This is a genomic window from uncultured Dokdonia sp. (assembly GCF_947492815.1).
GTDB lineage: Bacteria > Bacteroidota > Bacteroidia > Flavobacteriales > Flavobacteriaceae > Dokdonia.
In genome coordinates, this window is record NZ_CANLOB010000003.1 from 161,922 (window position 1) to 183,876 (window position 21,955).

Annotated in this window: 21 protein-coding genes; 18 read left to right on the forward strand and 3 right to left on the reverse strand. The window is 35.6% G+C overall.

The annotated features are described in order from the left end of the window. Window positions 1-18: 18 nt before the first annotated feature. The gene (nadE, locus tag Q1A01_RS05175; protein WP_299677023.1) at window positions 19-810 is read right to left on the reverse strand and encodes an NAD(+) synthase; all 792 of its coding nucleotides are present in this window, start codon (window positions 808-810) and stop codon (window positions 19-21) included. 105 nt (window positions 811-915) lie between these two features. On the opposite strand from nadE, the gene gldB reads away from it, so the two are divergent. Genes gldB through Q1A01_RS05190 form a run of 3 tightly spaced genes read left to right on the forward strand, consistent with a single transcriptional unit; the run spans window position 916 to window position 2,636 of the window. Next, a complete protein-coding gene (gene gldB, locus Q1A01_RS05180) occupies window positions 916-1,863 on the forward strand; it encodes a gliding motility lipoprotein GldB (RefSeq protein ID WP_299677026.1) in 948 nt (315 codons plus the stop codon). Between the two features lie 2 nt (window positions 1,864-1,865). Continuing rightward, a complete protein-coding gene (gene gldC, locus Q1A01_RS05185) occupies window positions 1,866-2,204 on the forward strand; it encodes a gliding motility protein GldC (protein ID WP_299677029.1) in 339 nt (112 codons plus the stop codon). Between the two features lie 45 nt (window positions 2,205-2,249). Further along, a complete protein-coding gene (locus tag Q1A01_RS05190; protein ID WP_299677032.1) occupies window positions 2,250-2,636 on the forward strand; it encodes a GTPase in 387 nt (128 codons plus the stop codon). On the opposite strand, the gene yihA is transcribed toward Q1A01_RS05190, so the two are convergent. Both yihA and Q1A01_RS05200 read right to left on the reverse strand, forming a co-directional pair. Continuing rightward, entirely contained in the window at window positions 2,620-3,225 is a 606-nt protein-coding gene (yihA, locus tag Q1A01_RS05195; RefSeq protein ID WP_299677035.1) for a ribosome biogenesis GTP-binding protein YihA/YsxC, read from the reverse strand. The genes Q1A01_RS05190 and yihA overlap by 17 nt on opposite strands. 12 nt (window positions 3,226-3,237) lie before the next feature. Continuing rightward, window positions 3,238-4,002 (reverse strand): alpha/beta hydrolase, encoded by a 765-nt coding sequence (locus tag Q1A01_RS05200; protein ID WP_299677038.1) that lies wholly within the window; start codon window positions 4,000-4,002, stop codon window positions 3,238-3,240. Window positions 4,003-4,310: 308 nt separating this feature from the next. Here Q1A01_RS05200 and mraZ point away from each other — a divergent pair, with 308 nt between their 5' ends. The 15 genes from mraZ (at window position 4,311) to Q1A01_RS05275 (ending at window position 21,883) form a co-directional block, all read left to right on the forward strand. Next, a complete protein-coding gene (gene mraZ / locus Q1A01_RS05205; protein WP_299677373.1) occupies window positions 4,311-4,784 on the forward strand; it encodes a division/cell wall cluster transcriptional repressor MraZ in 474 nt (157 codons plus the stop codon). Next, the gene (gene rsmH, locus Q1A01_RS05210; protein WP_299677042.1) at window positions 4,771-5,667 is read left to right on the forward strand and encodes a 16S rRNA (cytosine(1402)-N(4))-methyltransferase RsmH; all 897 of its coding nucleotides are present in this window, start codon (window positions 4,771-4,773) and stop codon (window positions 5,665-5,667) included. The genes mraZ and rsmH overlap by 14 nt, the downstream gene beginning before the upstream one ends. Before the next feature lies 1 nt (window position 5,668). After that, a complete protein-coding gene (locus Q1A01_RS05215) occupies window positions 5,669-5,989 on the forward strand; it encodes an FtsL-like putative cell division protein (RefSeq protein ID WP_299677046.1) in 321 nt (106 codons plus the stop codon). Window positions 5,990-5,997: 8 nt separating this feature from the next. After that, the gene (locus tag Q1A01_RS05220; protein ID WP_299677049.1) at window positions 5,998-7,989 is read left to right on the forward strand and encodes a penicillin-binding protein; all 1,992 of its coding nucleotides are present in this window, start codon (window positions 5,998-6,000) and stop codon (window positions 7,987-7,989) included. Then, window positions 7,986-9,449, forward strand: a complete 1,464-nt coding sequence (locus Q1A01_RS05225; protein ID WP_299677052.1) for a UDP-N-acetylmuramoyl-L-alanyl-D-glutamate--2,6-diaminopimelate ligase — start codon at window positions 7,986-7,988, stop codon at window positions 9,447-9,449. The genes Q1A01_RS05220 and Q1A01_RS05225 overlap by 4 nt, the downstream gene beginning before the upstream one ends. Beyond that, entirely contained in the window at window positions 9,449-10,687 is a 1,239-nt protein-coding gene (gene mraY, locus Q1A01_RS05230) for a phospho-N-acetylmuramoyl-pentapeptide-transferase (RefSeq protein ID WP_299677055.1), read from the forward strand. The genes Q1A01_RS05225 and mraY overlap by 1 nt, the downstream gene beginning before the upstream one ends. 162 nt (window positions 10,688-10,849) lie before the next feature. Continuing rightward, a complete protein-coding gene (gene murD / locus Q1A01_RS05235) occupies window positions 10,850-12,187 on the forward strand; it encodes a UDP-N-acetylmuramoyl-L-alanine--D-glutamate ligase (RefSeq protein WP_299677057.1) in 1,338 nt (445 codons plus the stop codon). Window positions 12,188-12,559: 372 nt separating this feature from the next. Continuing rightward, on the forward strand, window positions 12,560-13,780 hold the full coding sequence (locus Q1A01_RS05240; protein WP_299677060.1) for an FtsW/RodA/SpoVE family cell cycle protein: 1,221 nt from the start codon (window positions 12,560-12,562) through the stop codon (window positions 13,778-13,780). Then, complete coding sequence (gene murG, locus Q1A01_RS05245; protein WP_299677062.1) at window positions 13,767-14,864, forward strand: undecaprenyldiphospho-muramoylpentapeptide beta-N-acetylglucosaminyltransferase; 1,098 nt, start codon at window positions 13,767-13,769, stop codon at window positions 14,862-14,864. Before Q1A01_RS05240 ends, murG begins: the two co-directional genes overlap by 14 nt. Before the next feature lies 1 nt (window position 14,865). After that, entirely contained in the window at window positions 14,866-15,702 is an 837-nt protein-coding gene (locus Q1A01_RS05250; RefSeq protein WP_299677064.1) for a hypothetical protein, read from the forward strand. A 42-nt stretch (window positions 15,703-15,744) separates the two neighbouring features. Beyond that, a complete protein-coding gene (gene murC / locus Q1A01_RS05255; RefSeq protein WP_299677066.1) occupies window positions 15,745-17,094 on the forward strand; it encodes a UDP-N-acetylmuramate--L-alanine ligase in 1,350 nt (449 codons plus the stop codon). Further along, a complete protein-coding gene (locus tag Q1A01_RS05260) occupies window positions 17,084-17,800 on the forward strand; it encodes a hypothetical protein (protein ID WP_299677068.1) in 717 nt (238 codons plus the stop codon). Before murC ends, Q1A01_RS05260 begins: the two co-directional genes overlap by 11 nt. Window positions 17,801-17,847: 47 nt before the next feature. Further along, entirely contained in the window at window positions 17,848-19,179 is a 1,332-nt protein-coding gene (gene ftsA, locus Q1A01_RS05265; protein ID WP_299677070.1) for a cell division protein FtsA, read from the forward strand. A 149-nt stretch (window positions 19,180-19,328) separates the two neighbouring features. Continuing rightward, window positions 19,329-21,311: a cell division protein FtsZ gene (gene ftsZ, locus Q1A01_RS05270; RefSeq protein WP_299677072.1), complete on the forward strand. Its 1,983-nt coding sequence runs from the start codon at window positions 19,329-19,331 to the stop codon at window positions 21,309-21,311. Window positions 21,312-21,433: 122 nt separating this feature from the next. Continuing rightward, the gene (locus tag Q1A01_RS05275) at window positions 21,434-21,883 is read left to right on the forward strand and encodes a GatB/YqeY domain-containing protein (protein WP_299677075.1); all 450 of its coding nucleotides are present in this window, start codon (window positions 21,434-21,436) and stop codon (window positions 21,881-21,883) included. Window positions 21,884-21,955 lie beyond the last annotated feature (72 nt).

Here is a 21,955-nt window from a genome sequence, read left to right on the forward strand (position 1 = left end):
TACAAATCGATAAAATGTTTATTTAAATAGATGAACGGGTATTTCGCATACTGGAATTGGATTCATTTTGTGTTGGTTTGCATTATTTAGCCTTTTATAAAGATTAAAAACGCGCTTTTCTTCACCTTCAAAATCGCTATCTACCTTCCCAATTTCGTCTTGTCGCATAGCCCATTCTAATTGGTCGTAAGTGGCTCCTATTTGATCTTCGTCTGTGCGATCATCTCCCCATAATCCGTCTGTAGGTTGTGCTTGTTGAATGCTGTCAGGTACTTGCACTGCTGCTGCGAGCTTATATACTTCAGATTTCATTAAGTCTGCAATAGGACTCAAATCTACTCCGCCATCTCCATATTTAGTGTAAAAGCCAACACCAAAATCTTCTACTTTATTTCCTGTTCCTGCAACAAGATATTTATGTAGTCCTGCAAAATAATATAAAGTTGTCATACGCATTCTCGCTCTAGCATTTGCAAGACTCAAGAATAGATTTTCATTGTCTGATGCGTCTGGAACCGAAGTTTTAAAAGTTTCAAAAAATGGTGTAAGATCCACTTCTGTACTAGATACATTTGGAAAGCGTTCTTTGAGTTGTGCAATGTGTTCTCGTCCTCTAGAAACTTGACTTTGTGCTTGATGAATAGGCATTTCTACACATAGTGTTGGAAATCCTGTTTTTGCACAAAGTGTAGAAGTGAGTGCGCTGTCTATTCCACCACTTATTCCTACAACAAAACCACTCATTTTAGCATTAGTGGCGTATTCTTTTAACCAATTTACAATGTGATCTACTACTTTATAGGCTTGCATATAGATATCTTTAAGTTTGTAACCCGTATTTTTGCATTTTAAAATGACAGGTAAAAAATGAATTTTATTTTCTTGCGTTTAAGAAGTCTAAAGATACAAATTCACATGAAGAAAATACTTGGTGTTGCTTTGATTTTAATTGCTTTTGTGGCATGTAAAAATGATAAGGCTTTAAATCCTGAAATAGAGAATGTAGCAGTAGAGATGACTATAGATCGCTTTGATAGGTTGTTTGCAAATGTCACTCCAGAAGGTTTGCCAAACTTAAAAGCGGAATATCCTTTTTTGTTTTCAAAGCAGTATGATGATGCTTTTTGGATTGCAAAACTTTCAGATACGTTACAAGAAGAATTAGAAAGAGAAGTAGATGTTGCTTTTAAAGATACAGAGCAGGTGTCACAAGATTTAGAACGTTTGTATAAGCATATCTTGTATTATTTTCCTAAAACAACAGTCCCTAAAGCTATAAGTATTATTACTGAAGTGAGAAATAAAGTAGTACTTACGGATGATTTGTTGCTTATAGGATTGGATAATTACTTAGGGGAAGATCACTATTTCTATGAAGGTGTTCAGAATTATAAATCAAAAAACTTCAGAAAAGAACAGATTGATGTAGATGTGGCGCACGCTTTCGCGAAAGCAAAAGTATCCAGACCTCAAACGTCTACATTTTTAGATCAAATCGTCTATGAAGGGAAGTTACTGTTCTTAATGGAAACCTTATTAAGTCAGAAACCTATTTATGAGGTGTTGTCATATACGGCAGATGAATATGCATTTGCTGAAGCAAATGAAGTAAATATGTGGGAGTATTTTGTTTCTAATAAATTATTGTATAGCACTGATAGAAAGCTGCTTTCAAGATTTATAGACCCAGCACCTTTTTCAAAATTTTATTTAGAATTTGATAATGATACTCCTGGGAGACTGGGAAGATATATAGGATATAAAATTGTAACATCATATATGGATAGGAATGATGTTGCTCTTAAAACAATGTTACTGCAAGATGCAGAGACAATTTTTAATAATGCAAAATACAAACCTTAATTATGGCAATTAAGCATAAGACAGATATAAAAATAGCAATAGAACTTGATGAAAATAGAGTTCCAGAAAAAATGGCATGGACAGCAAGAGATGGAGGTGTTGCGGAAGAACCAGCAAAATCTATGTTACTCTCATTGTGGGATCATGAAAATCAAGAAGCTGTAAGTATTGATTTATGGACAAAAGATATGCCTGTAGATGAAATGCAAGTCTTTTTTCATCAAACACTTGTTGGGATGACCAATACCTTTAGAAGAGCAACAGGGAATGATAAGATGAGTGATACCATGAAAGATTTCTGCGATTATTTTGCAGAGCACCTTAATCTTAAGAAAGACTAATTAGCAATATGCGACAAAGATTGTGGTAGATGTTGATTTTAAAATATGAGAAAGTTAATCTTTGTGTATAACGCAAACTCTGGCATTGTAAATAATTGGTTAGATATAGCGCATAAAGTTGTGAGTCCTACGACTTACGAATGTGATTTATGTAGTTTGACACATGGTAGTTTCTCAGAAAAACGAATCTGGAAGAAATTTAGAGATACCAATCTCATCGAGATGGAGTTTTATCATAAAGATGAGTTTCTGAAGCTGTTTAAATCAAAATGGTTGCCTAAGTATACCTTTCCAATTATCTTAATTTCAGATGAACAAGGATTACAGCCTTTTATGCATGCGCAAGATTTTAAAGAGATAGACTCCGTAGAGGTGCTAATTGAAAAGATTAGAAATTTTGTAGTTGGATTAGATACTACTGCTCTAGATTAGCATTTATGTCTCCTATATAATTTAAGATCTCCTCTTGACCTATACTTTTTGATGAGCTACTTATGAAGTAATTAGGAAATTCAAACCAAGCACCTTCTAGTAAGGTCTTCTTGTAGTGCTCTATGTTGCGTTCTAATGCATTAGGTTTGAGTTTGTCTGCTTTGGTAAATATAATTGAAAACGGAATTTCTCGTTCTCCTAAATATTCCATGAAATCAACATCAATAGGTTGAGGTTCGTGGCGGCAATCTACAAGAACAAAGGCAGAAATTAATTGTCTTCGTTGTTCAAAATAGTCTGTAATAAATTTCTGGAAATATTTTTTATCTTTTTTAGAAACTCGTGCATATCCATAACCAGGTAAGTCAACAAGGTGCCAGTTTTTATTAATCAAAAAATGATTGATAAGTTGTGTCTTTCCTGGCTTTCCTGAAGTTTTAGCAAGGTTTTTTCGACTTGTAAGCATGTTGATTAAGGAAGACTTTCCAACATTGGATCTTCCTATGAAAGCATACTCAGGAATCATCGTGTTTGGGCACTTCGCTGCATCAGAGTTGCTTATTACAAATTCTGCTGATTTGATTTGCATGGTAAAAATATATTAGAAACTGCGTTTCTTTAACCAGTCTAATAATGTTTCATTAAAAATATCTGGTTGTTCCATCATCGCTGCATGACCACATTTGTCTATCCAAAATAAATCAGAATCTGGAAGTAGTTTATTGAAATCTTCAGCTACCTCTGGTGGTGTTACACTGTCTTGTTTTCCCCAAATGATACAAGTAGGTGTATGCATATCTGGAAGGTCTTGCGCCATGTTGTGTCGTATCGCACTTTTTGCAATCGCAAGTGTTTTTAATAATTTATTTCTGTCATTTACAGTGTCATAAACCTCATCTACAATCTCTTTGGTTGCAATATCAGGATTGTAGAAAACACCTTGTGCTTTTTTCTTTATGTATTCGTAATCTCCACGTTTAGGATAACTTTCTCCCATAGCGCTTTCGTATAAGCCTGAGCTTCCTGTAATAACAAGGCCTTTTACTTTTTCAGGATATACTTTGGTGTGGTATAATCCAACATGACCACCCATAGAGTTTCCTAATAAGACAACCTCATCATAATTTTTGTGGTCAATGAATTCTTTAAGGTATTTAGCAAAGCTTTTTACACCCGTTTTTATAAGTGGCATGGAGTACACAGGTAATTCTGGAATCACCACTTTATACCCATTTTTAGAGAAGAAATCAGTAACAGCATCAAAGTTGCTCAATCCTCCCATTAATCCATGTAGGATAATGATTGGAGTACCTTCACCTTCTTCTAAATAAGTGAATTTGCCTTCGGTTTTTAGTTCGTGCTTCATAGTTGTGGTTAAGCCTAAGCTCAATGGCAAATATAGGTATTTCCCTCGTATTGCAATCTTTATTTTGTAAATGCTTTGAAAGTATAAAGTTGTCGTGATTTTTTAGTAAAACTATCACGCTATAAACGTTAATTTTTTCTGTATGCGCTTTCGCGAAAGCGTACCAAGTCAGATTAAAATAGTTGTAAACAGTTTGTTTGTAAAGTGGCTGTAGTGGTAAAACTTATCAACAAAGTGCAATAAAGTGGTAAAATGTGCAGTTTTTTCTTATATATTTGATCAATAAATCTAATTTTCTAGAAAAAGTAGTGCTTAATCTTATTGGGACATATGAGTGTAAAATAGATGCAAAAGGCAGACTGATGTTGCCTCAAGCGTTTAAAAAGCAGTTGGCTTCAGTGCTTCAGGATGGCTTTGTGCTTAAGCGTGCGGTGTTTCAAAAATGCTTGGAGTTATACCCTATGGCAGAATGGAATGCATTATCTCAGAAAGTAAATAAGTTGAATCGATTCAATAAAAAGAATGACGAATTCATTCGTCGTTTTAATGCAGGTGTGAAACTTGTTGAGATGGATGGTTCAGGTCGTATTCTTATTTCTAAAGATTTACATGCGTTTGCGCAAACCAAAAAAGAAATTGTAGTGAATGCAGCAATCAATGTGTTGGAAATATGGGATAAAGACTTGTATGAAAAGGCTATCGATGAAGCAGCACTTGATTTTGCAGATTTAGCCGAAGAAGTAATGGGAGATCAAAATGAAGAACCAGATGGAATATCATAACCCAGTATTGCTTCATGAGACCGTAGATGGTCTTGATATAAAACCTAATGGTGTTTATGTAGATGTGACTTTTGGAGGAGGAGGGCATTCTAGGGAAATTATGAAAAGACTTGGTGATGGAGGAAAGCTATATGCTTTTGATCAAGACCAAGATGCTCAGCAAAATAGTATTGATGATGACAGGTTTACACTTGTTCCGGAAAACTTTAGGTATGTCAAGCGTTTTTTGCGTTTTCATGGTGTGCGAAAAGTAGATGGAATTCTAGGAGATTTTGGCGTTTCTTCTCATCAGTTTGATGTGGCAGAAAGAGGTTTTTCTACACGATTTGAGAGTGATCTCGATATGCGTATGAATCAAAACGACTCGCTTTCGGCATATCATGTAGTTAACGAATATGAAGAAGAAGCACTACGACAAGTTTTTTGGCAATATGGAGAATTGCGTAATGCACCTAAGTTGGCAAGAACCATTGTAGGAAGTAGAAAAGAAACTCCTATTAAAACGAGTGAACAACTTAAAGAGGTGTTGCGTTCGTTTTTACCGAAACATAGAGAGCATAAAATTCTGGCGCAGATTTATCAAGCCATACGAATAGAAGTAAATCAGGAAATCGAGGTGCTAAAAGAATTTTTGTTGCAAACCGAGCAGTTGTTAGATGTAGGTGGTCGTTTGAGTTTAATATCCTATCACTCATTGGAAGATAGGCTTGTAAAACGATATATGCGAAACGGTTTGTTTGAAGGAGAACCGGAAAAAGATATGTACGGCAATTTTGAAGTGCCATTTAAAAAAGTAGGAAAATTGATTGTCCCAGATCATAAAGAGATAAAACAAAACAATAGAGCACGAAGTGCTAAGCTGCGTATAGCAGAACGCGTATAAGATGAAAGATCGAATTAATAACATACTTAAAGGGAAGTTTCTTGTAGATGAGGAAGCTTTTAAGAATTGGCGTATGATTATTTTTTTATCAATACTCGCATTAATTATGATTGCTAGTTCGCATCGTGCAGATGAGAAAGTACATGAGATAGCAAGGCTCAAAGAAAAGGTTCAAGAGTTGCGAAGTGAATCTGTAGATGCACGCCTTAAGCTTTGGAAGTTAAAAATAGAAAGTAATGTGGCTCGTAAGATGGAATCAAGAGGTATTCTACCATCCACCGCGCCACCTCAGAAAATAAAAGTTAAAACAAGACAAGAGTAGTTCTTAGCATGGCAACCAACGAGAAGAACATATTAAACCGATTGTATTTTGTGGCAGGATGTATGTTCATCTTCGCCCTTCTCGTGACGTATAAATTAATCAGTATTCAATTTTTTCAAGGAGCCAAATATAAAGAGATGGCAATCACCGCTACTGAAAAAATGGTGACCATTCCAGCCACACGTGGAAACTTATATGCAGGAGATGGAAGTTTGTTAGCAACCTCTGTAATTAAGTATGATGTGCGTTGGGATGCAGTTTCTCCTTCTGAAGATAATTTTAATGAGAATGTAGTGCCACTTAGTAAGGGGCTGTCGGATCTTTTAGGAAGACCAGCTTCCTATTATCAAGAGCGTTTTCGTAAAGCACGCGCTACTAAAAACAGATACCTTTTTGTTGCTCGAAACCTCAGCTATAGTGAGTATATAAAAATAAAATCCTTACCACTCTTTAATAAAGGACAGTTTAAAGGAGGGATTATTATCGAAGAACATACCGAGAGAGAACATCCTCTAGGAAAAATAGCAGAACGTACCGTTGGCTATGAACGTAAAGATGAAAATGGGTATTATACACGAGTAGGTCTTGAAGGTGCCTATGGTCACTATTTAAGAGGAAAAGAAGGACGCCGTCTCAAACAGAAAATTGCCAAAGGAGAGTGGAAACCTATAGGTGTAGGTAATATTGTAGAACCACGCGATGGTTATGATGTCATATCAACGATAGATGTAAATATTCAAGATATCGCGCACAATGCTTTGTTGACAAGTGTAGAAAAGTTTAAAGCAGAGCATGGTTGTGTCGTTGTGATGGAAACGGCTACTGGGGAAATTAAAGCTATTTCTAATCTAGGTCGTACTTCAGAAGGCAACTACTATGAAGATCGAAATTATGCTGTGTATGAATCTCATGAACCAGGAAGTACATTTAAGTTAATGGCAATGGTAGCGGCTTTAGAAGATAAAGTTGTTGATACGAGTCAGGTGATTGATACGGAAAATGGACGTGTGAAATTTTATGACCGTACAGCCATTGACTCTAAAAGAGGTGGTTATGGCAAAATAAGTGCTGCTAAAGCATTTGAGTTGAGTAGTAATACCGCTTTCGCGAAAATGATTAATGAACCTTATGCAAAGAATCCTAAGCGTTTTGTAAACAGACTATTTAATATGGGGCTTAATGAGAAATTAGGCCTTGAAATTAAAGGTGAAGGATCTCCTAAGTTTCCGTATCCTGGAGATAAAAACTGGTATGGTACTACGTTACCATGGATGGCATTTGGTTATGGTGTTGAACTTACACCTCTGCAAACGCTCACATTCTATAATGCAATAGCCAATGATGGTGAGATGGTAAAACCTCGATTCATTAAACAAGTAAAAGAGTGGGATGTAACGGTTGAGACTTTTGAAAAAGAAGTGTTGAATCCTCGTATCGCATCACAAGAAACAATTAATGCAGTAAAGCAAATGATGGAGAATACTGTGCGAAGAGGTACAGCAAGAAATATATATAGCCCAGACTTTTCTATGGCTGGAAAAACAGGGACCTGTCAAACAGAATACTGGATAGAACCTAATAGATACATTTCTTCATTTGCAGGCTATTTCCCTGCAGACAATCCGAAGTATTCTTGTATAGTCGTGATTCATAAGCCAGAAAAATCTATAGGGTATTATGGAAATATAGTAGCAGCTCCTGTATTTAAAAAAATTGCACAAAAAATATATACAGACACGCCACTTATAGATGAAGTAGATCTTTTAAAAGAGAATGCTAAAACTATTGAAAAAGATTACGAAGGATATTATGGTAACGTAAATAAAGCCTATAAAACAATTCCAAATGTAAAAGGAATGAGCGGTATGGATGCTGTAGCACTCTTAGAAAATTTAGGTATGCAAGTGCGCTTTCGCGGAAGCGGAAACGTAAAAGCGCAATCTGTAAATCCAGGAGAAAAATTAACTAAAAATCAAACTATTACACTAGAGTTATTGTGATTGTACTCAAAGATATATTATATAAAGTACCCTTAGACAGTGTTGTTGGGAATACAAATGTGGCTATAACAGACCTGCATTTTGATTCGCGACTTGTAGCATTAAACGATGTTTTTGTGGCTATTAGAGGAACGCAAAGTGATGGTCATGAGTATATCACAAAAGCTGTAGAAAAAGGCGCAATCGCTGTTGTTTGTGAAAAATTACCTGAGCAAATCATACATGGTGTTACTTATATTAAGGTGGTAGATAGTGCTTCTGCCTTAGCGGTAATGTCTGCAAACTATTACGAAAACCCATCTCATAATTTAAAACTGATAGGTGTTACAGGAACCAATGGTAAAACTACTATTGCGTCTCTGTTACATCAACTTTTTGAAAAAGCAGGCTATACTGTTGGCTTGCTTTCTACTGTAAAAATAGTTGTAGCAGGTAAAGATTTTAAAGCAACACATACCACCCCAGATTCATTAACGATCAATAAATATTTGACAGAAATGAATGCTGCTGGTGTAGAATATTGCTTTATGGAAGTAAGCTCTCATGGAATTCATCAAAAACGTACGGAAGGATTAAAATTTGCAGGAGGAATATTTACAAATCTAAGTCATGATCATTTAGACTATCATAACACCTTTGCTGAGTATAGAGATGTAAAAAAGAAGTTCTTTGATGAGTTACCTAAAGATGCTTTTGCATTGGTAAATATAGATGATAAGAATGGGGCAATAATGTTCCAAAATACAAAAGCAAAGAAGGTTACATATGCCTTAAAAACAGTAGCAGATTTTAAAGCACAGATTCTTGAAAATCAGTTTTCAGGATTGTTACTTAAAATAAATGACCAAGAAGTTTGGGTGCGTTTAATAGGTTCTTTTAATGCCTATAATTTGTTAGCGATATATGCCACTGCAGAATTACTTGGTTTGGAGCAAATGGAAACATTACAATTACTAAGTCAATTAGAAAGTGTAAGCGGACGCTTTCAATACTTGATTTCTGATGGTAAGGTCACTGCTATTGTAGATTATGCGCATACTCCTGATGCTTTAAAAAATGTATTAGAAACTATAAATGATATCAGAACCAAAAACGAACAATTAATTACTGTTGTAGGCGCAGGAGGAGATAGAGATACTACAAAGAGACCTAAAATGGGACATATCGCATCTGCTTTAAGTACCAAAACTATTTTTACAAGTGACAACCCTCGTAGTGAAGATCCTAACGTCATTATAGAACAAATTGAAGCTGGGGTCGAACCTCAAAATTTTAAAAAAGTACTATCCATTTCAGATAGAAAACAAGCGATTAAAACAGCATGTCAATTAGCAAACCCTAATGACATCATCTTGATTGCAGGTAAAGGACATGAGACGTATCAAGAAATTAAGGGAGAACGCTTTGATTTTGATGATTATAAGATTGTAGAAGAAACACTTAAACAACTAGACAAATAATGTTGTATTACTTATTTAAATACCTAGATGAAGCTTATAACTTGCCTGGTGCAGGATTGTTTCAGTTCAGTACGTTTAGAGCGGCAATGGCTATTTTATTGTCATTAGCAATTTCTACAATTTATGGAAAACGTATTATTCGTTTTCTACAGCGTAAGCAAATGGGAGAAACCATTCGTGATTTAGGACTTGAAGGACAGTCTGAAAAAGCAGGGACTCCAACCATGGGAGGACTTATTATTATTCTAGCGACGTTAGTACCAGTATTCTTGTTTGCAAGACTAGATAATATCTATATCATTCTTTTAATTGTGACTACACTTTGGATGGGAGTCATCGGATTTTTAGACGATTATAAGAAGAAGATGGAGAAAAATAAAGACGGTCTCGCAGGCAGGTATAAAGTAATTGGTCAGGTAGGCTTAGGAATTATTGTCGGAACCACCATGTTCTTTCATTCAGATGTGACTATTAAAGAAGAACGATTGGATGTGCCTGTAACTGTTCAGGTAGATGTTCAAGCAAATCAAGATAATCCAAAATTTACAGAAGAAGAGAAGAGTTTGAAAACAACGATTCCTTTTGTAAAGAATAATGAATTGGATTATGCAAAATTGGTTACTTGGATCAATCCCGATTGGGCAAAATATGCCTGGATTATTTTTATTCCTATCGTGATTTTTATCATCACAGCAGTATCTAATGGTGTGAATTTAACAGATGGGATTGATGGTCTCGCAGCTGGCACAAGTGCTATTGCAGTATTAACGTTAGGGCTCTTTGCATTTGTTTCGGGGAATATTGTTTTTAGTGATTATCTCAATGTGATGAACATTCCTCGAAGTGGAGAAATGGTTGTCTTTATTACCGCTTTTGTGGGAGCACTCATAGGATTCTTGTGGTACAATGCCTACCCAGCACAAGTATTTATGGGAGATACAGGAAGTCTTACTATAGGGGGAATTATCGCGGTATTAGCTATAGCAACACGTAAAGAGTGGCTTATCCCAATTTTAGGAGGGATTTTCTTAATGGAAAATCTATCAGTGGTTATGCAAGTGGGATATTTCAAGTATACAAAAAGGAAACATGGAGAAGGAAAACGCATTTTTTTAATGTCGCCATTACATCACCATTATCAGAAAAAAGGAATTCACGAAAGTAAGATTGTTGCTCGATTTTGGATCGTTGGTATTTTACTAGCTATTCTAACCATAGTGACATTAAAAATTAGATAAATGGGGTATACGCTTTCGCGAAATCGAATTTGTGAGACCTGCCTGCCGGTAGACAGGTTCACAACCGTAAAGGGGAGTGAAACGCTAAGCGTGTAAAAAAGATAATAAAGAGTAGAGTTTAATAAAGTAAAGAAAGAGCGTGAGATTTCCGCCTTCGCAAAAATGAAAAAGAAATTAGTCATACTTGGAGGAGGAGAAAGTGGAGTAGGCACAGCGATACTTGCAAAACAACAAGGATACGAAGTCTTGGTTTCTGACTTCGGTAAAATAAAAGAAACCTATAAAAAAGTTCTGACAGATTTTGACATCGTTTGGGAAGAAGGCGGTCATACGGAAGCAATGATAGTAGAGGCAATGGTTGTGATGAAAAGTCCTGGAATACCAGATACAGCACCCATAGTAAAAACTATTTTGGAACATGGTATTTCCGTGATTTCCGAAATAGAATTTGCAGCAAGATATACGGATGCAATGCTTATTGGGATCACAGGAAGTAATGGTAAAACAACGACCACATCATTGCTAGGTTATCTCTTACAGCAAGCAAAGTATAACGTAGGTATTGCTGGTAATATAGGAGACAGCTTTGCAAAGATGGTAGCGCAGCAATCTATTGATACGTATGTGCTGGAGATAAGCAGTTTTCAGCTAGATGGAGTAGTAGATTTTGCACCTCATATAGCAATCATAACAAATATAACTCCCGATCATTTAGATCGATATGAGTACGAATTTGACAACTATATCGCGTCCAAATTCCGAATAGCGATGAACCAAACAGCAGCTGATTATCTCATTTATGATGCAGATGATCCTGTAATTACGGATTGGTTGAAAAAACATCCAGTCAGATCAACACTCGTTCCATTTTCGATGCAACAAAAGCTTGAATATGGAGCCTATATAGAAGATAACAAAATACATATAAATACAGATAACAACCACTTTAGTATGACAACCCGAGATTTAGCATTAAAAGGAAAACACAACACAAAAAATGCAATGGCTGCAGCCACTGTAGCTAACCTTTTAAGTATACGAAAAACAACAATACGAGAAAGTTTAGAAGGCTTTCAAGGTGTTGAACATCGTTTAGAACAGGTCCTTAAAATAGGAAATGTGCAGTATATCAATGATAGTAAAGCAACCAATGTAAATGCAACATTTTATGCTTTAGATAGCATGTCTGCACCCACTGTTTGGATCGTTGGTGGTGTCGATAAAGGGAATGATTATCGTGATCTATATCCACTTATCAATGAAAAGGTAAAAGCTATTATCTGTTTGGGAGTTGACAATGCAAAGTTGATGAGTCACTTTGGGAATATGGTTGATATTATTATAGAAACACAATCGATGACAGAGGCTGTTAAGATTGCTTATAAGGTTACAGAAAAAGGAGATAATGTGTTGTTGTCACCTGCATGTGCAAGTTTTGATTTATTTGATAATTATGAAGATAGAGGACGTCAATTTAAAAATGCTGTCCGTAATCTGTAAAAATTTTATTTCCGCTTTCGCGAAAGCAAACGATTGTCATACTGAGCTTTTCGAAGTATTTTTAAGTGTAGAGAAAAAGAGAAAAAGAGAAAAAGAGAAAAAGAGAAAAAGAGAAAAAGAGAAAAGAGAGAATAGAATATATAAAAGAGATTTTAAAAATAGAGTATTGCTCTATTTTAGAGTGTTACTCTATTGTGAGTGAAAAATAAAATGAAAGGAGACTGAGTGATTTTCACTTTTATGAAAATAGTATCGAAGTCCCGAATTAAGTTATTAATAATGAGATTTCCACCTCTGCCTGCTAGCAGGCAGGTTCGAGGAGATGTATAATGAATGAGATTTCCGTCTTCACGGAAATAAATAAAATAGAAGATGTCTAACGCAAAAAAAATATTCGCAGGATTAAAAGGAGACAAGGCCATATGGGCTATTGTTGCTTTACTTGCATTATTTTCTTTTCTACCCGTTTATAGTGCAGCAAGTAATCTTGCTTATATACGAGGTGATGGAAATACGTTGCGTTTCCTTATCAAGCACGGAATGCACCTTGTCTTAGGTTTTGCAATGCTGTACGGAGTACATAAAATACCATACCATTATTTTAAAGGGTTATCTGTTATCTTTTTACCATTAGTTATTTTATTACTTCTAGTTACAATTGCTCAAGGGACAACAGTTTCAGGAGCTTATGCAGCGCGTTGGATTAAAATCCCGTTTATGGGAGTTGGTTTTCAAACCTCAACACTCGCAGCTGTAGTACTCATGGTGTATGTGGCAAGATATCTCTCAAGAATAAAAGATAAATCAGTGACTTTTAAAGAAACGTTAGTGCCATTGTGGTTGCCTGTAGGTGTTGTATTAGCATTGATTCTGCCAGCTAACTTTTCTACTACTGCTATTATGTTTTCTATGATTTTAATGTTAATGTTTTTAGGAGGGTATCCTATTAAATATTTACTAAGTGTTATAGGAATGGGAGTTGCTGCATTACTTCTATTTATTCTTGTGGTAAAAGCATTTCCAGGAACATCATTATCAAGTAAAGTTGCTACTTGGGAAAATAGGATATCGAATTTCGCAAGTGATGAAGTAGATGCAGATGCTGATTATCAAATAGAAAAAGCAAAAATTGCTATTGCTTCTGGAGGGCCTTTTGGTCTTGGGCCAGGCAAAAGTGTTCAAAAAAACTTTTTACCTCAATCATCTTCAGACTTTATTTATGCCATTATTGTTGAAGAGTTTGGGCTTCTAGGTGCATTGTTTTTGATGTTATTGTACATGTTGTTATTGTTTAGAATAACAGTTATTGCGCACAAAGCTGAAACCATATTTGCAAAGTTACTTGTAATAGGTGTCGGAATGCCTATTATATTTCAAGCATTGATTAATATGGCAGTAGCCGTAGAGTTATTTCCGGTGACGGGACAAACACTTCCTTTAGTGAGTAGTGGAGGAACATCCATATGGATGACCTGTTTGGCAATAGGTATTGTATTAAGTGTAAGTGCAAAACGTGATCCAAAAGAACTAAAAAACGAAACTACTGAAGAAAAAGAATTAAATCCATTAGACGTATTAAGTGAAACCATATAAAGTCATATTATCAGGAGGTGGTACAGGAGGGCATATTTACCCTGCTATAGCTATTGCGCGCGAAATCGAAAAGCGATATCCAGATACGGAGTTTCTTTTTGTGGGAGCAAAAGATCGTATGGAGATGGAGAAAGTGCCTCAAGCTGGTTATAAAATCGAAGGTCTTTGGATTTCTGGAATACAACGTAAGTTATCTATAGAAAATCTGAAATTCCCTTTCAAACTCATCAGTAGTTTATGGAAGTCTAGTAGGATTCTTAAGCGTTTTCAGCCAGATGTAGTCATAGGAACAGGTGGATTTGCAAGCGGACCATTACTTAAACAAGCTACTCGTAAAAAGATTCCAGCACTTATTCAAGAACAAAATTCATATGCAGGAATAACAAATAAATTGCTTTCAAAGAATGTTCAGAAAATATGCGTTGCCTATGATGAGATGCATCGCTTTTTTCCAAAAGATAAAATTATAAAAACAGGAAACCCTGTACGTGATGATCTACTGACAATCGAAAATAAACGTACAGATGCAATATCGAAATATACATTGTCAGTTACTAAGAAAACCATATTGGTGATAGGTGGTAGTCTTGGTGCTAGAGCAATTAATGAGTTAGTGAGTAAGCAGCTTGAATTCTTTGCTGAACATGGAGTGCAATTACTTTGGCAAACTGGAAAGTTATATTACGAGCAATACAAACACCTTGCTTCTGAGGATGTCAAAGTAATGGCATATATAGATCAAATGGATATGGCATATGCAGCTGCAGATATTATTATATCTAGAGCAGGCGCAAGTTCGGTTTCAGAGCTATGTATTGTAGGAAAAGCCACTGTGTTTATTCCTTCACCTAATGTAGCCGAAGATCATCAAACTAAAAATGCATTGGCTATTACTGCAAAAAATGCAGCAGTGTTATTACGTCAAACAGAAGTGGCATCAAAGTTTCAAAATGAATTAAAAAATTTGATTCAAGACGCAACTAGAAGAGAAGCGTTAGGAGTTGCTATTAAAACATTAGCATTACCAGAAGCAACTACAGCTATTGTTAATGAAGTTGAAAAATTATTAGAAAGTATTCATTAGAGTGAGGTTATTAAAAAACATACTAGTATTCATTGGATGTGTCGTTTTTACGAGTTGTACATCAAGCCTAGCTGATACCTATGGTAAAGAAATCTCGAGTTTAAGAACTCAGGAAGAAATAGATGCTTATTGGAAAGAATTAGAACGTATAGATCAAGAGATTTTAGTTGGTAAAGAACATACTACGGCAGTGTATGATTCTATTTCTATAAGTAATATGATTCGTGTGGCGTTACTTTTTGAAGTACCAGAAAAAGAATCTTTTCATCAAAAAGGCCCTGTTCCGGTAGTAGCTCTGAGTCACAACTTCAATAAAGATGCAGCAATTGCTTACTGGCCTGTTATTGTAAAATGTGCAGAAAAAGGAGGTGCTATTGATCAGATTGGATACCCTTCATACCCTTTAGAAGCAATATCAATGACTTTTTATGGGTATTCATTATTTGATCAAGATGAAAGATATTCAGATTTAGTACGTAAGCTCAATAAGTCGTCGGGAGGATTTGTTCTTTCTCAATTGGAATTAGCATTTAAGAAAGAGAAAAGGTTGCAATCGCTTACGGAAACTAAAAGCATAGGTGTTTGGCATATAGAAGCAACTAAGAACGAAAAAAGTAAAGAGGTGTTTGAGTTTGTTCAAATGTCTGATGATGCTATTTATAAAAAATCAAAAGGAAGGATTCAAAAATTAGTTGTTTCTAAAACAACAGATACAGCTATTATTTATAAAATTGAAAACGAACCTTTTGATTGGTATTATCAGTTAGAAGAAACAGGTGATTTGATTTTGTTTGATCAACATGATAAAGAACTTATAGCGTATACAAAGGTTAACTAAAGAAAAGAATGAAGTTTTCGCGAAAGCGAAAATGAAATATATATGAACGCATTAAAAGACATACAGCATTTTTATTTCATCGGTATTGGTGGGATAGGTATGAGTGCCCTTGCATTTTATTTCCATAAAAGCGGAAAACATGTTACTGGTTATGATAAAACACCTAGTGCTGTTACAAATTCATTAGAAAATGCGGGTATTGCTGTTCACTTTGACGATAAAGAAGATGTTGTAGATGCTACTTATGGTCCAGAAAACACATTGGTGATCTATACCCCTGCGGTGCCTAAAGAATTTGGGGAATTGGTACGCTTTCGCGAAAGCGGATACACCATCAAAAAAAGAGCAGAAGTGCTAGGGATGATAGCAAACGCACATTATAGTTTAGCTGTAGCCGGCACGCATGGAAAAACCACAACTTCTAGTATTTTAGGACATTTACTTGCAGAAACTGGTGCGCCTGTTACTGCTTTTATAGGTGGTATTACAAATAATTATAATGGAAATTTAATTCAGAAGGGGAATGATGTGATTGTTGTAGAAGCAGACGAATTTGATCGTTCTTTCTTGCAATTGACCCCAGATATTGCATGTATTACGTCTATGGATGCAGATCACCTTGATATTTATGGAGATGCCGCAACCTTAGAAGATACTTTTAAAGAATTTGGCAATCTGGTTTCGAAAGAAAAACTTTTTGTTCAAAATGGATTACCAGTAGATGGACTTACTGTAGGAATAGAAGATGACGCTATGTATAGTGCTCAGAATGTCGTTGTAGAAAATGGATGTTATCACTTTGATTTTAAACACCCTGATGGGGTGATATCTCAAATGCAATTTAACCTACCAGGCAGACACAATCTGTCTAATGCAATAACAGCTTTGGGTATGGCAATGCTCTATGGTTCCCCGACCGAATTGCTACCCAAAGCTTTATGGAGTTTTTCTGGAGTAAATAGAAGATTTACATACAGGATCAAATCAGAACATAAAGTGCTTATTGATGATTATGCACATCATCCTACAGAAATAGCGGCGGTATATCAAAGTGTGAAAGAAATGTATCCTGAGATACCAGTATTAGCTGTTTTTCAACCACATTTGTTTAGTCGGACACAAGATTTTATGGAAGATTTCGCAGTGCAACTTTCGCAATTTGATGAAGTCTTTCTGTTAGATATATATCCGGCAAGAGAGTTGCCTATTGAAGGTGTAACAAGTAAAGTGTTGTTAGAAAAAATAAAACTTGAAAAAAAACGATTAGTAACAAAAGAGCATCTATTAGAAAATATAAAAAAAGCTTCTCAGAAAGTTATAGTGATGATGGGGGCTGGAGATATAGGAGTAGAAATATTGAAAGTAACTGAATTCTTTAAAAATGCGTATTAACTGGAATTACATAAAGTTATCTGGGTTACTGTTATTGACAGTGCTTTTGTATGCATTTGCATCACATCGTAATAGTACGAGAACGGTAGCTAAAGTAGCCATTCAATTTGAAGATGAAAGTACTCCTTTTGTGACCAGAAATACCGTTGATAAATTGTTAATACAAAGTGAAGGCAATGTTACGGGTATGCCTAAAGAAAAATTAGCTTTGAATGAGATGGAATCGCGAGTGAAGTCGCATCCAATTGTCAAAAATGCAGATGTTTATGTTACCGTAGCAGGAACAGTAGGAGTCGCTATTGAACAGCGAAAGCCTATCGCTCGTGTATATGGTAATACTTCATTTTATATAGATCAAGAAGGAGAGGAAATGCCGCTCTCTGAGAATTTTTCGGCGCGAGTACCTATTGTAAATGGAATTACTAAAAAAGATATACCTACAATAACACAGTTGATTTTATATATAAAAAATGATGATTTTCTAAATAAACACATTATTGGTGTCAATAAACAAAAAGACAATCAATATGTACTTATCCCTAGAAAATTGAACTATAAAATTGTATTGGGAGAAGTAACAAGCTTAGAACATAAGCTTAACAATTATAAAGCTTTCTATCAGAAAGCAACAAAAGACAAAACACTAAGTGTATATAAGCTCATTAATCTTAAATATGCTAATCAAGTGGTTTGTAAAAAAGTATAAGGGGTCATGAGTATGTACTTTTAGTATACACTCTAAACGATAGTAATATGGAACAACAAAATATCGCAGTAGGACTAGATATAGGTACAACAAAGATTGTAGCTATGATAGGTCGTTACAATGAATATAATAAAGTTGAGATTCTAGGGATTGGAAAATCTAAAAGTTTAGGAGTGCATCGTGGTGTTGTAAATAATATTACCCAAACGATACAATCTGTTCAACAAGCTGTTCAAGATGCAGAGAGTGTATCTGGTATTAAGATTAAAGATGTTGTTGTTGGTATTGCAGGACAACACATACGAAGTTTGCAGCATAGTGATTATATCACTAGAACAAATGCAGATGCTGTTATAGATAGTAATGATATTGATGCTTTATGCAATCAGGTGCATAAATTGGTCATGTTACCTGGAGAAGAAATTATTCATGTGTTGCCACAAGAATACAAAGTAGATGGCCAAAGCGAAATTAAAGAGCCTGTAGGAATGTATGGAGGTCGTGTAGAGGCTAATTTTCATGTCGTAGTGGGGCAAGTAGCTTCTATTCGAAATATAGGACGTTGTGTAAAAAGTGCAGGATTAAATTTAGATAGAATTACATTAGAACCACTAGCATCGGCAGATGCTGTATTGAGTCAGGAAGAAAAAGAAGCAGGGGTTGCCCTTATCGATATAGGAGGTGGAACAACTGATCTCGCTATTTTTAAAGATGGTATTATACGTCATACTGCGGTGATACCTTTTGGAGGAAATGTGATTACTGAAGATATAAAAGAAGGCTGTTCTATCATTGAAAAACAAGCAGAGCTTTTAAAGATAAAATTTGGATCTGCTTGGCCAGGAGAAAATAAAGACAATGAGATTGTTTCTATTCCAGGACTTAGAGGACGTGATCCTAAAGAAATTACATTAAAGAACTTATCTAAAATTATACATGCTAGGGTTGTAGAGATTATTGAGCAAGTATACCTAGAGATAAAGAATTATGGTCATGAAGAGCAAAAGAAAAAATTAATTGCTGGGATTGTATTAACAGGAGGAGGCTCTCAATTAAAACACCTCAAGCAATTAGTAGAATATATTACAGGGATGGATACACGTATCGGATATCCTAATGAACATTTAGCTGGTGATAGCGATTCTGAAACCACGAGTCCGTTGTTTGCAACAGCAGTAGGACTTGTTATGAATAGTCTTGAGCAAGGACTGTACAATAGCGCAGAAGAAGAGGTTAAAGATGTGCAAGAAGAAACACTAATAAATGAAGAGATTGATACATCTCCTAAAGAGACTATTCAAACTCCAACAGCGCCCAAGAAGAGCATTTTTGATCGATGGGCAGAAAAGTTTAAAGACTTTTTAGATAATGCAGAGTAGTTGCTAAGTACGACGCATAACAGGTTAATTAAAATAAAATAAAATATATACGCTTTCAAGGAATACAGTGACGCAGAAGTTTATGCTGAGCTTAGTCGAAGTACGAAAGCGGAAACGAAAAAAGTAATAAAGGGGCTAAAATCAAAAATATGAGTACGACAGAATTTGATGGAATTACATTTGATCTACCTAAAAACCAGAGTAATGTTATAAAGGTTATTGGTGTAGGAGGAGGAGGAAGTAATGCAATAAATCACATGTTTCACCAAGGTATAAAAGGGGTGGATTTTGTGATATGCAATACAGATGCACAGGCATTAGAAAATAGTACAGTGCCTATTAAAATACAATTGGGAGTAGGGCTTACAGAAGGTCTTGGGGCTGGAGCAAACCCTGAAGTGGGAGAGCAGGCTGCTATCGAGAGTGAAGCAGATATTAAAGAAATGCTAGGCACTAATACGAAGATGATTTTTATTACTGCTGGAATGGGTGGTGGTACAGGAACAGGAGCTGCACCAGTAATTGCAAAAATGGCTAGAGAAATGGAAATCCTTGTCGTAGGGATTGTAACCATTCCTTTTCAGTTTGAAGGTAAGATGCGTAATGAACAGGCACAACGAGGGGTAGATCGTTTACGTTCTCAAGTAGACTCTCTTATTGTTATTAATAACAATAAACTAAGAGAAGTATACGGAAACCTTGGTTTTAAAGCTGGTTTTAGTAAAGCAGATGAAGTACTTGCCACAGCTTCTAGAGGTATTGCAGAAGTAATTACACATCACTATACACAAAATATTGACCTTCGTGATGCTAAAACTGTATTGAGTAATAGTGGGACTGCTATCATGGGAAGCTCTACAGCGAGTGGATCTAATCGTGCTTTTGAAGCAATTACAAAGGCATTGGATTCTCCATTACTTAATGACAATAAGATTACAGGTGCTAAAAATGTATTATTACTTATCGTATCAGGAAGTGATGAGATCACTATAGATGAGATCGGAGAGATTAATGATCATATCCAAGCAGAAGCAGGTAATAGTGCAAATATTATTATGGGTGTTGGTGAAGATGAAGCGCTTGGAGAAGCTATTTCTGTTACAATTATAGCAACAGGATTTAATGTAGAACAACAAGATGATATTGTAAATATTGAGTCTAAAAAAATTATACATACACTTGAAGAAGAGCAAAAGGCACAGCATGATTTAATGCCAGAAGCTACTACTCAAGAAACAACGACTATCTTAGAAGATATTCAAGAAGTTACTCCAGAAGTTGTAGTGCCAGTAGTACCAGAAAAAATAGTACACACATTAGACTTAGACGACTTTGAAGAAAAACCTGCTGTTCTTGTTAAGAAAGAAGCGGTAGATTTAAAAATGATACCTACTACAGATGTTATCAGAGATATTGATGTGGTATATGAAGAGGTGCTTGCTGTATCTGAAGATGATTTTGAAATCATAGACACTACGGTTCGTCAAGAGGAGACTATCGTTGAAGAAACACCCCCAGCTCAAGAAGAAGTTACCGGAATGTTATCATTTGATCTTCCTATGCATGCAGAAGAAGAACCTGTAAAGAAAGAAGAAGTGACAGAAGCTCCTGTTCTTTTTGAACTTGAAGAAGATATTGAAGCTATAGAGGTAAAAGATCCTATTGAGATTATTCCAGTAACAGAACTTTCTACTGAAGGAGAAAAGCGTTACAGCTTAGAAGACTATATGGAGGTAGAAGATAGTCTTGCTGCAGCAAAGGCATCTGAAGACACACAAGTAGAAGAGGAAACCATTGTATTTGAAAAGAAAACAATTGCGCCAGAGGTAACTCCAGAAGATGAAAAAGAAGAAGAAGTAGACCCTATGAATAGTCCTATTTCTAAACTTTTAGTCGATCGCGCTGCAGAGCGTAAACGTAAGATGAAGGAATTTAATTATAAGTTCCATCACAATCAATCACGTATTGAAGAAATAGAGAAACAACCTGCGTATAAACGTATGGGGATTGATCTAGATGATAAAACACCAGATAAGGAAGGAAACTTATCACGTACTACCTTATCTACAGATGAGAATGAAGATATACAGTTACGTAGTAATAATTCTTTTTTACACGATAATGTAGATTAGAGAAAGAGCCAACTTGATAGACCTGAAACCTGAGAGTTATACCATAGCTTTCAGGTTTCTTTTTTATCTTCGCAATCCTAATAAGAAGGCGTTTATATACGCTTTCGCGAAAGCAAAAAAATATGAGTTTACAAACAGCTATAATGACAGCGATGAAAGAAGCAATGAAGGCAAAAGATCAAAATGCTTTAACCTCTTTGCGCGCTGTGAAATCTGCGATACTATTGGCACAAACTGAAAGTGGAGCTAAAGAAGAACTAACAGAAGAGCAAGAACTTAAACTATTACAAAAACTTGTTAAGCAACGTAAGGATAGTGCGAAAATTTTTAACGAACAAGGACGCGCCGATTTAGCCGATCCAGAACTAGCTCAAGCTGAGGTGATTGCTCAATTCCTTCCAGAACAAATGAGTGAGGATGCCATTGCTGCTATTGTAGATGAGGTTATTGCCGCTACGGGTGCTGCTGGTATGAAAGATATGGGTAAAGTAATGGGACAAGTAAATGCAAAAGTAGCAGGAAAAGCTGATGGTGGTACCATTGCTAAAATTGTGAAAACTAAACTTAACTAGTTCTAAGGTATATACTTAACTAATTTAATATCTTTACAGTCAAAATAATAAGCTACTCCCCCATTGTTATTA